2 protein-coding genes are annotated in these 1,977 nt (G+C 60.4%); one reads left to right on the forward strand and one right to left on the reverse strand.

The annotated features are described in order from the left end of the window. Nucleotides 1-49 precede the first annotated feature (49 nt). Nucleotides 50-784: a phosphoadenylyl-sulfate reductase gene (locus HP546_RS29630; RefSeq protein WP_172233260.1), complete on the forward strand. Its 735-nt coding sequence runs from the start codon at nt 50-52 to the stop codon at nt 782-784. Nucleotides 785-823: 39 nt separating this feature from the next. Here the strand turns inward: HP546_RS29630 and cysB are convergent, their stop codons facing one another. Next, complete coding sequence (gene cysB / locus HP546_RS29635) at nt 824-1,798, reverse strand: HTH-type transcriptional regulator CysB (RefSeq protein WP_016485905.1); 975 nt, start codon at nt 1,796-1,798, stop codon at nt 824-826. Nucleotides 1,799-1,977 lie beyond the last annotated feature (179 nt).

A 1,977-nucleotide genomic window follows, 5' to 3' on the forward strand; every position in this document is an offset into this window, starting at 1 on the left:
TCACCCCACTACGAGCGCACAGCGCCACAGCCAAGATGGAAACCGCCTGATGAGCCTACCCTTCGACGTCGCCGCCCTGGCCGCGACCTATGCCAACAAGTCCCCGCAGGACATCCTCAAGCTCGCCTTCGAGCACTTTGGCGATGACTTGTGGATTTCCTTCAGCGGCGCCGAGGATGTGGTGCTGGTCGACATGGCCTGGAAGCTGAACAAGCAGGTCAAGGTGTTCAGCCTTGACACCGGCCGCCTGCACCCGGAGACCTACCGGTTCATCGATCAGGTGCGCGAGCAGTACAACCTGCCCATCGAAATCCTCAGCCCCGACCGCGCCAAGCTTGATCCGTTCGTCAAGGAAAAAGGCCTGTTCAGCTTCTACAAGGATGGCCATGGCGAGTGCTGCGGCATCCGCAAGATCGAGCCGCTGCGCCGCAAGCTGTCCACCGTGAGTGCCTGGGCCACCGGCCAGCGCCGCGACCAGAGCCCGGGCACCCGCAGCCAGGTGGCAGCACTGGAAATCGACAGTGCGTTCTCCACGCCTGAACGGACCTTGTACAAGTTCAACCCACTGGCGCAGATGACCAGTGCAGAGGTGTGGGGTTATATCCGGATGCTGGAGCTGCCCTACAACAGCCTGCATGAGCGCGGCTTTATCAGCATTGGCTGCGAGCCATGCACCCGGCCGGTACTGCCGAACCAGCATGAGCGCGAGGGGCGCTGGTGGTGGGAAGAATCTACGCAGAAGGAATGCGGGTTGCACGCGGGCAACCTGATCAGCAAGGCCTGAAATTGTCGGGGGCGCTTCGCGCCCCCCTGCGATTCTGAATCAGTGCACCGGCAGTTCGACACCTGCGAACAACTCTTCCAGTTCCTGCTTGTTGTGGCACTGGATAGCCTTGGCCATTACTTCACGGGTCAGGTGCGGGGCGAACTTCTCGATGAAGTCGCACATGAAACCACGCAGGAAGGTACCACGGCGGAAGCCGATCTTGGTGATGCTGGCCTCGAACAGCTCGCTGGCATCCAGGGCCACCAGATCATTGTCGAGCTTGGCGTCGACGGCCATGCCGGCAACGATACCCACGCCCAGCCCGAGGCGTACGTAGGTCTTGATCACGTCGGCATCCGCCGCCGTAAACACCACTTTCGGCGTCAGGCCGCGGTGGTTGAAGGCTTCGTCCAGCTTCGAGCGACCGGTGAAACCGAAGACGTAGGTCACGATCGGGTATTCGGCGACCGCTTCCAGGGTCAGCTTCGGTAGCTTGGCCAGCGGGTGACCTTGCGGCACCACCACGCAACGGTTCCACTTGTAGCAGGGCATCATGATCAGGTCGCCGAACAGCTCCAGCGCCTCGGTGGCGATGGCGAAGTCGACGGTGCCGTCTGCGGCCATCTCGGCAATCTGCATCGGCGAGCCCTGGTGCATGTGCAAGGACACTTCCGGGTACTGCTTGATGAAGCTGCTGATCACCGGCGGCAAGGCATAGCGCGCCTGGGTGTGGGTGGTGGCGATGGACAGCGTGCCCTTCTTCTCGTTGGAAAATTCCTGGGCGATCTGCTTGATGCTCTCGACCTTGCGCAGGATTTCGCCAGCGGTATTGATGATGCGCTCACCGGCCGGCGTGACGCGGGTCAGGTGCTTGCCGCTGCGGGCAAAAACTTCGACACCCAGCTCGTCTTCGAGCAGGCGGATCTGCTTGCTGATCCCTGGCTGGGAGGTGTACAGGCTTTGCGCCGTCGCGGAGACGTTGAGGTCATGGTGCGCCACTTCCCAGATGTAGCGCAGTTGTTGAAGCTTCATAGATTCCCCTCGGTTCAGCGATGAGTCCGCGGCAGCAGGCAGCGACGATATATAACTATATTAGTGGTTCTGGAAATAAATCTAGAACTATTTTGTTACATACCGCCACAAATGGCCTACGGCCATCTTCATGTTTTCCTACGTCCTAAATGCTGCGCCAACGGCACCATGTACACCGG

The organism is Pseudomonas sp. CM25 (assembly GCF_013179705.1).
Taxonomy (GTDB): Bacteria; Pseudomonadota; Gammaproteobacteria; order Pseudomonadales; family Pseudomonadaceae; genus Aquipseudomonas.